Source organism: Stenotrophomonas sp. WZN-1, from assembly GCF_002192255.1.
Classification (GTDB): domain Bacteria; phylum Pseudomonadota; class Gammaproteobacteria; order Xanthomonadales; family Xanthomonadaceae; genus Stenotrophomonas.
In genome coordinates this window covers 4,438,832-4,447,500 of the sequence record NZ_CP021768.1, presented here as the reverse complement: position 1 = coordinate 4,447,500, position 8,669 = coordinate 4,438,832, and the positions used below count along the sequence as shown (strand labels likewise).

Genomic DNA, 8,669 nt, shown 5'->3' with positions numbered 1-8,669 from the left:
ACCAGAGGAAAAGAAATCAACCGAGATTCCGTAAGTAGCGACGAGCGAACGCGGACTAGCCCTTAAGCTGATTTGGTTCTAGGAAAATGCTCTGGAAAGAGCAGCCATAGAAGGTGATAGCCCTGTATCTGAAAGGGCCATTTCAGTGAAGACGAGTAGGGCGGGGCACGTGAAACCCTGTCTGAACATGGGGGGACCATCCTCCAAGGCTAAATACTACTGACCGACCGATAGTGAACCAGTACCGTGAGGGAAAGGCGAAAAGAACCCCGGAGAGGGGAGTGAAATAGAACCTGAAACCGTGTGCGTACAAGCAGTAGGAGCTCCGCAAGGAGTGACTGCGTACCTTTTGTATAATGGGTCAGCGACTTACTGTTCGTGGCAAGCTTAACCGTATAGGGGAGGCGAAGGGAAACCGAGTCTGATAAGGGCGCATAGTCGCGGGCAGTAGACCCGAAACCGGGTGATCTAGTCATGCCCAGGGTGAAGGTGCGGTAACACGCACTGGAGGCCCGAACCCACTCCCGTTGCAAAGGTAGGGGATGAGGTGTGATTAGGAGTGAAAAGCTAATCGAACCCGGAGATAGCTGGTTCTCCTCGAAAGCTATTTAGGTAGCGCCTCATATGTATCCTCTCGGGGGTAGAGCACTGTTATGGCTAGGGGGTCATCGCGACTTACCAAACCATTGCAAACTCCGAATACCGAGACGGACTGTATGGGAGACACACGGCGGGTGCTAACGTCCGTCGTGAAAAGGGAAACAACCCAGACCCACAGCTAAGGTCCCAAATTCACTGCTAAGTGGAAAACCATGTGGAAAGGCACAGACAGCCAGGAGGTTGGCTTAGAAGCAGCCACCCTTTAAAGAAAGCGTAATAGCTCACTGGTCGAGTCGGTCTGCGGGGAAGATTTAACGGGGCTAAGCAGTGAACCGAAGCTTGGGGTGCATAACTTTGTTATGCGCGGTAGAGGAGCGTTCCGTAAGCCGTTGAAGGTGGATTGAGAAGTCTGCTGGAGGTATCGGAAGTGCGAATGCTGACATGAGTAACGATAATGCGGGTGAAAAACCCGCACGCCGAAAGCCCAAGGTTTCCTTGCGCAACGTTAATCGGCGCAGGGTGAGTCGGCCCCTAAGGCGAGGACGAAAGTCGTAGTCGATGGGAAGCAGGTTAATATTCCTGCACCTCGCGTAAGTGCGATGGAGGGACGGAGAAGGTTAGGTGTACCAGGCGTTGGTTGTCCTGGGGAAAGGCGGTAGGTTTGGATCTTTGGCAAATCCGGGATCCTTTAAGACCGAGCACCGAGACGAGCCTTTATGGCGAAGTCACTGATACCACGCTTCCAGGAAAAGCTCCTAAGCTTCAGCTTACGCAGACCGTACCGTAAACCGACACAGGTGGGTAGGATGAGAATTCTCAGGCGCTTGAGAGAACTCGGGTGAAGGAACTAGGCAACATGGCACCGTAACTTCGGGAGAAGGTGCACCCTTTTTGGTGGCTCGTGCGAGCTATAGCTGAAGAGGGTCGCAGTAACCAGGCCGCTGCGACTGTTTATCAAAAACACAGCACTCTGCAAACACGAAAGTGGACGTATAGGGTGTGACGCCTGCCCGGTGCTGGAAGGTTAATTGATGGGGTCAGCCGCAAGGCGAAGCTCTTGATCGAAGCCCCAGTAAACGGCGGCCGTAACTATAACGGTCCTAAGGTAGCGAAATTCCTTGTCGGGTAAGTTCCGACCTGCACGAATGGCGTAACGACAGCGGCGCTGTCTCCACCCGAGACTCAGTGAAATTGAAATCGCTGTGAAGATGCAGCGTTCCCGTGGCAAGACGGAAAGACCCCGTGAACCTTTACTATAGCTTTACACTGAACGTTGAGTTCGTCTGTGTAGGATAGGTGGGAGGCTATGAAACTGTGGCGCTAGCTGCAGCGGAGCCATCCTTGAAATACCACCCTGTCGTGCTTGACGTTCTAACCTGGGCCCATTATCTGGGTCGGGGACCGTGTATGGTGGGTAGTTTGACTGGGGCGGTCTCCTCCTAAAGAGTAACGGAGGAGCTCGAAGGTACGCTCAGCGCGGTCGGACATCGCGCACTGTGTGCAAAGGCATAAGCGTGCTTGACTGCAAGATCGACGGATCAAGCAGGTAGGAAACTAGGACTTAGTGATCCGGTGGTTCTGTATGGAAGGGCCATCGCTCAACGGATAAAAGGTACTCCGGGGATAACAGGCTGATACCGCCCAAGAGTTCATATCGACGGCGGTGTTTGGCACCTCGATGTCGGCTCATCACATCCTGGGGCTGTAGTCGGTCCCAAGGGTATGGCTGTTCGCCATTTAAAGTGGTACGCGAGCTGGGTTCAGAACGTCGTGAGACAGTTCGGTCCCTATCTGCCATGGGCGTTGGAGATTTGAGAGGGGCTGCTCCTAGTACGAGAGGACCGGAGTGGACGAACCTCTGGTGTTCCGGTTGTCACGCCAGTGGCATTGCCGGGTAGCTATGTTCGGAAGCGATAACCGCTGAAAGCATCTAAGCGGGAAGCGCGCCTCAAGATGAGATCTCCCGGGGCACAAGCCCCCTGAAGGAACCATGTAGACTACGTGGTTGATAGGTCAGGTGTGTAAGTACAGCAATGTATTGAGCTAACTGATACTAATGATCCGTGCGGCTTGACCATATAACCTCAAGTTGCCTTGGCTTTACGACAGCGTCGTAAGAGCATCCAAGTGCACGCTACGTCACAAGAACTATGCGAGGCTGGCGCCTTGTCCCCCGGGACGAGTGCGACTCTCCAAAAGCCTCCCTGGTGAAATTAGCGCTGTGGAACCACCCGATCCCATCCCGAACTCGGAAGTGAAACGCAGCTGCGCCGATGGTAGTGTGGCTCAAGCCATGCGAGAGTAGGTCATCGCCAGGGTTTACACCCAAAACCCCGCTGCTCACGCAGCGGGGTTTTTCTTTGTACGCAGAAAATGCGGGTGATGCCGGCCGCTGGCCGGCACCCCCGTGGCTGCACACCAGCCGGTAGATCCACGCCATGCGTGGATATTCTCCGCGGGCAGCCACAGCGCCAACCTAAGGTTGGCGTCTACCGAGGGCATGCGGACCCACAGTAGATCCACGCCATGCGTGGATGGGCTGTCCCTGCGAAGAGCGGTGCCAACCCCGGCAGCGGGCCCAGACAGTGCACGCCGCTGTGGTTGCCGGCCAGCGACCGGCACTGCCGGTAGATCCACGCCGTGCATGGATGCGGCGCCAACCAGGGTTGGCCGCTACCCACGGCAGACGCGGAAGTGGTCTTTTCCTGACCCATCACACAAAAGAAGGCAAAAAAACGGCGCCCTGCGGGCGCCGTCATGGTCAGGATCGAATTGCAGGCCCGGATCAGGCGGCCTGCGAGACCTCGTGCAATTCCTGCTGTCGGAACACCGATACCGCCTCAGTAAGCGTACCCGCCTGCGACTGCAATTCGCGTGCGGCAGCAGTCGCTTCCTCCACCAGCGCGGCATTCTGCTGCGTGGCCTGGTCCATCTGCACCACGGTCTGGTTGATCTGCTCGATGCCGACCGACTGCTCCTGCGAGGCCGCCGAGATCTCGTGCATCAGGTGGCTGACATTCTCCACGCCCCCGACAATTCCCTGCATCCGCTGGCCCGCGTCGGCCACCAGCTGGGCGCCTTCGCCCACCTGGCGACCGGCCTCATCGATCAGCTTCTTGATTTCCTGTGCGGCGGCGGCCGAACGCTGCGCCAGCACGCGCACCTCGCTGGCCACCACGGCGAAGCCACGGCCCTGCTCGCCGGCACGCGCGGCTTCCACTGCCGCGTTCAATGCCAGGATATTGGTCTGGAAGGCGATGCCATCGATCACGCCGGTGATATCGCCGATGCGCTTCGATGCACCTTCAATCGCCTGCATGGTATCGACCACGCGCTGCATGGCGATGTTGCCGTCACTGGCGGCGGCCTGCGTGGTGACCGCCAGCTGGCTTGCCTCGCGTGCATGGGCAGCGTTCTGGCGCACGGTGGCGGTCAGTTCTTCCATCGAGGCGGCGGTTTCCTGCAGGTGCGCCGCCTGGCGCTCGCTGCGCTCGGACAGCGCGCCATTTTCCGCAGCGATCTCGCTCGCAGCGGTGCTGATCGAGGATGCGCACTGCTGGATGCGGCCGACCATGCGCGCCAGCTGGCCGGCGGTGGCGTTGGCATCGCGCTGGATCGCGGCGAAGGCGCCGTGATACTCGCCGTGCATGCGTCGATCGAGATCGCCGCTGGCCAGCGCCGAGAGCATCTCCCGCACTTCGTCGACGGTACTGCCCAACGTATCCAGCAGCTGGTTGATGCCACCGGTCAGCCCATCGAGGAAGCTGGCGCCTTCGGTTGCCTGCAGGCGCTGGTCGAGATCGCCGGCGGCGGCGGCCGCGACGATGCCGGCGACGGCGTTCTCCAGCGCGAGCTCATGGGTTCGGTCATGCCACTCCACGGCGAAGCCCAGGCGCAGGCCCTGCGCGTCGAAGACCGGAGTAACCACCTGGGCGAAGTGCACCGGGCCGATCTGGACCTTGCCGTTGTGGGTGACCTGCAGGCCATTGAGGATGGCGCGGATGCGGTCCGGGTTGGCGTGGAAGCGATGGATGCTGCTGCCCACCAGGCGCTCGGCATCGAAATCGGGGAAGGCCTGGCGCAGCGTCGCCTGCTGGTTGCGCAGCAGGGCCACCACCGAGCGGTTCACGTAGCGGATCACGTGGTCGTTGTCGGCGATCATCATCGCCGTGCGCGAGGCATCGAGGGCCTGGCGGATCTGCGCGTTCTCGGCATGCGCCTCTCCCTCGCGCCCACGCTGGGCCTGTACATGGCGTGCGGTGTCGGCCAGCGCATGGGCCAGCGAACCCGGTGCGTAGGCGGTGGTGTCGGCATGTGTACCCAGATCGGCACCGGTGGCGATATCGCGCGCCAGTGCGGCCAGCCGGCGGGGGCCGTGGCCGAGTGCTTCGGTCTGCTGGCGGAGCCGCAGTGCGACCTGGCCAAGGAACAGGGTCAGGCCGGCGAGCATCGCGGCCTGCAACAGTGTCGGCCCCACCGCGGCACCCGCCTGCAGCGGTGCCAGCAGTGCGAGCGTGCCGATGCTGCCGGCCAGCCACACCGGCAGACGATCGCGATGGCCCAGCAGCACGCCCAGCAGCAGGGCGATCGGCAATGCCGGCGACAGGCCGGCGATCGCGCACAACAGGGCCAGCTGAAGCGACATCAGGATCGCCAGGCCGTTGCGCGCGATGCCGCGGCCTGCCAGCGGACCGGCCAGCCACAAGGCGGGTAGCACCGCGCCCGCGGCCAACGCGCCGGCCACAGCGTGCGGACCGCGCAGGGCCAGCACCAGGCCCGTCACGGCCAGCACCGCGCTGGCGATCAGCAGGCGCCGGTCGGCGCCGCGGGCGAGCTGCTGCAGGTGCGGCAGGCGGGCGGTATCGGGGGGACGGGCGGATGCAATGGACATCGGAGACTCCTGGATCAGCAGACGACAACGAGCACGCCGCAGCGCACGCAGCGGGGCGTGACCAGGGCGGGTGCCGGGAATTCGAGGGATGCGGCGCGATCAGCGACGCGGAGACGGGACACCGTGGCCACATCCTGTGGGTGACGGTGCAGCAGAGCGGGCATGCGGACTTCCTTGCAGAACCAGACACATGCCGCAGGACCGACCGGGCCCGCGTGCAGCGGGCGCAGGGGCCCGCAACTGATGTATCGGCCGCAAACGCGCGGAGTGAAGCGCGCGGACGCCTGCGCTCAGCCGGCGTTGTCGTTGCTGAAGAAGTGCAGGATCACGCCTGCGATCTGTTTCGGGTCTTCCATATGCAGGTGGTGGTTGCCGGGAAACATTGCCAGCCGCCCATCACGCAGGTGCCGCAGGCGATCACTGCGCATCGGCTCGGGATAGTAGGACTGCGCCGGCGTGGCATAGATCACCTGTGTCGGGCAGGCGATGGCCTGCAGCAGGTTGTCGATCTGGCCTTCACTGAGGCGGATCGCGGTGGGCAGCATCAGGCGCGGATCACTGCACCAGCGATAGCCGCCTTCGACCGGCTCCACGCCGCGCTCGACCAGCAGCCGTGCGCACGGTTCGCTGAGCTGGTTGGTCATCATCCGTGCGCGGATCGGCGCGGCCAGGTCGGGGAACACGCGCAGCTGCTTGCGCGCCAACGCACGGGTGGCGTTCACATGCTCGCGCAGGCGATGGGCGGTTTCTTCCTCGGGGCCGCGCAGGCCGCCGAGGGCTTCGATCGCCACCAGGCGCTCGATGCGATCGCTGACCGAAGCGGTGAGGCTGGCGATGCCGGCGCCCATCGAATGGCCGAGCAGGCTGAAGCGGTCCCAGCCCAGCGCGTCGGCCACATCGAGCACGTGGCAGATCGCGGCCGCCGTGGTATAGCTGGCACCGGTCGGCAGATGCGCGCTGTGGCCATGGCCTGGCAGGTCGATCGCCACCAGCTGCAGCGACGACAGGTGCGGGGCCAGCGGCACGAAGCTGGCGGCATTGTCGAGCCAGCCATGCAGGGCCAGCACGCGCGGGCCTTCGCTGCTGTTGCGCAGGCCGGCGACGCGGGTGCCGCCGACCTCGAGTTCAAAGGGCTGCAGATTCATGCCAGCGAGGCCACGGCCAGTCGCGCCAGGGTGCGCGCGTGTTCCGGTTCGGCATTGAGGCAGGGGATGTAGCGCATCGTCGCGCCGCGTTCGGCCAGCGTTTCGGTGAAGCCCATCGCGACTTCTTCCAGCGTTTCCAGGCAATCGGTGGCGAAGCCGGGGCAGACCACGTCGATCTGCTTCACGCCGGATTCGGCCAGGGCCCACAGGCTCGGCTCAGCGTACGGCTGCAGCCAGCGCTCGCGGCCGAAGCGCGACTGGTAACCCATCTGCCAGTCGTCCTTGCCCAGGCCCAGCGCGTTGGCGATGGCCTGCGCGCTGGCTTCGCAGCGCTGCGGGTATGGATCACCCGCGTCGGCCAGGCGCTGTGGGATGCCGTGGAAGGAGAACATCAGGGTCTGGCCGCGACCGTGCTGCTCCCAGTAGCGCCGGATCGAGCCGGCAACCGCTTCGACCCAGCCCGGGTCGATCGAGTAGTCGCGCACCAGGCTGACGGTCACGCCCGGGTTGCGGCGCTGCCAGGCGTCGACGCGGTCTTCGACCGAGGCGGTGGTGGTGGTCGAGTACTGCGGGTACAGCGGCAGCACGACGATGCGACGTGCACCTTCGGCGGCGAGGCGGTCGAGCTCGCGGGTCAGCGCGGGTTCGCCGTAGCGCATCGCGTGGCGAACCTTCAGGGTTGGCAGCAGGGCCTGCATCGCCTGCGCCAGCTGCCGGGTATGGACCATCAGCGGTGAGCCGTCCGGCAGCCAGACCTGGGCGTACTTGGCTGCCGAACGACTGCTGCGCAGCGGCAGGATCAGCCCGCGCAGCAGCGGCTGCCACAGCAGCGCCGGAATCGAGACCACGCGGGGGTCGGACAGGAATTCGGCCAGGTAACGGCGTACGGCGGGGGCCGTCGGCGTCTCGGGCGTGCCTAGGTTGACCGCCAGCACGGCGGTATCGGGTGCGTCGAGCATGGTGCGTATTGTCGCCGATCCGGTGCCGCGCCGGGATGCAGGGTTTGGATTGCGGGCATAGCGCGCATCAATGTGAGCAGGCAACGCTCATTGGCGATTCATGACAACACTACTAATTTCAGTCACTTGCTATATCTTCCTATGGACTGACTTCTGGAGCCTGCCATGCGTCGCCCGATCCAAGCCCTGCTGATCGCCGCCAGCCTGCTGTCCAGCCAGGCCATGGCCGGACCGCAGGAAGACCAGCGTGCCCGCAATGCCGTGCGCGTGCTGGCTGAAATCCAGGAAATCCCTGAACAGGGCATTCCGGACAAATTGCTCGACGAAGGCCGCGCGGTCATCGTCATTCCCGACACGATCAAGGCCGGTCTGGTCATTGGTGGTCGTCGCGGTCACGGCCTGATGTCGGTGCGCATGCCCAATGGCGCGTGGTCCAGCCCGGTATTCGTCAAGCTGACCGGTGGCAGCATCGGCTTCCAGGCCGGCGTCCAGTCTTCGGACGTGGTGCTGGTGTTCCGCAACGACCGCAGCCTGGACAACCTGGTCAACGGCAAGTTCACGCTTGGCGCCGATGCTGGCGTTGCCGCCGGTCCGGTCGGCCGCAATGCCGCCGCCGCCACCGACGGCCAGCTGAAGGCCGAGATCTGGTCCTGGTCGCGCGCCCGTGGCCTGTTTGCCGGCGTCGCGCTGGATGGTGCGGTGCTGCAGATCGACGATGCCGCCAACCTTGACGCTTACGGCAGCAACACCACGCCGCGCATGATCTTCGAAGGTCGCGCCGTCGGGTCGCCGTCGATGGACGTGGTTGCCTTCCGTGATCGCCTGGAAGAGGCCACCTACGCCGCCCGCAACAACCGCAACGGCAACGGTGGCAACGCGCCGCGCCCGGCACCGGCTCCGGCTGCCGCTCCTGTGCCTGCGCCTGTTCAGGCAGCACCGGCGGCCCCGGCCGAAGCCACCACCGCGCCGCTGCAGAACGTCCCGCAGAACCCGCCGCCGCAGCAGCAGGGCTTCCAGCCAGTCAACGACGGCGAAATCCGCACGGAAACGCTGGGCGGAAACTGACTTTCGTCA

Annotated in this window: 5 protein-coding genes and 2 rRNA genes (1 of these 7 cut by a window edge); 3 read left to right on the top strand and 4 right to left on the bottom strand. The window is 63.5% G+C overall.

The window, feature by feature from the left end; genetic code table 11:
* Positions 1-2,678, top strand: a 23S ribosomal RNA gene (locus tag CCR98_RS20690) (it extends 202 nt beyond the left edge of the window).
* A gap of 125 nt (positions 2,679-2,803) precedes the next feature.
* Positions 2,804-2,918: ribosomal RNA gene (gene rrf / locus CCR98_RS20685) — 5S ribosomal RNA — on the top strand.
* Between the two features lie 467 nt (positions 2,919-3,385).
* Here rrf and CCR98_RS20680 read toward each other — a convergent pair.
* The 4 genes from CCR98_RS20680 to hemH form a co-directional block, all read right to left on the bottom strand.
* Positions 3,386-5,491, bottom strand: a complete 2,106-nt coding sequence (locus CCR98_RS20680; RefSeq protein WP_087924070.1) for a methyl-accepting chemotaxis protein — start codon at positions 5,489-5,491, stop codon at positions 3,386-3,388.
* 14 nt (positions 5,492-5,505) lie between these two features.
* A complete protein-coding gene (locus tag CCR98_RS21175) occupies positions 5,506-5,655 on the bottom strand; it encodes a hypothetical protein (protein ID WP_157721560.1) in 150 nt (49 codons plus the stop codon).
* 126 nt (positions 5,656-5,781) lie between these two features.
* Positions 5,782-6,636: an alpha/beta hydrolase gene (locus CCR98_RS20675; RefSeq protein ID WP_087924069.1), complete on the bottom strand. Its 855-nt coding sequence runs from the start codon at positions 6,634-6,636 to the stop codon at positions 5,782-5,784.
* Entirely contained in the window at positions 6,633-7,595 is a 963-nt protein-coding gene (hemH, locus tag CCR98_RS20670; RefSeq protein WP_087924068.1) for a ferrochelatase, read from the bottom strand. The genes CCR98_RS20675 and hemH overlap by 4 nt, the downstream gene beginning before the upstream one ends.
* 165 nt (positions 7,596-7,760) lie before the next feature.
* On the opposite strand from hemH, the gene CCR98_RS20665 reads away from it, so the two are divergent.
* Positions 7,761-8,660, top strand: coding sequence for a YSC84-related protein (locus tag CCR98_RS20665; RefSeq protein ID WP_046433307.1), 900 nt, complete (start codon positions 7,761-7,763; stop codon positions 8,658-8,660).
* Positions 8,661-8,669 lie beyond the last annotated feature (9 nt).

What these genes read in the sequence shown, in the direction of transcription:
- CCR98_RS20680 (WP_087924070.1), bottom strand. Translation starts at nt 5,491, where the DNA reads ATGTCCATTGCATCCGCCCGTCCCCCCGATACCGCCCGCCTGCCGCAC.
- CCR98_RS21175 (WP_157721560.1), bottom strand. Translation starts at nt 5,655, where the DNA reads ATGCCCGCTCTGCTGCACCGTCACCCACAGGATGTGGCCACGGTGTCC.
- CCR98_RS20675 (WP_087924069.1), bottom strand. Translation starts at nt 6,636, where the DNA reads ATGAATCTGCAGCCCTTTGAACTCGAGGTCGGCGGCACCCGCGTCGCC.
- hemH (WP_087924068.1), bottom strand. Translation starts at nt 7,595, where the DNA reads ATGCTCGACGCACCCGATACCGCCGTGCTGGCGGTCAACCTAGGCACG.
- CCR98_RS20665 (WP_046433307.1), top strand. Translation starts at nt 7,761, where the DNA reads ATGCGTCGCCCGATCCAAGCCCTGCTGATCGCCGCCAGCCTGCTGTCC.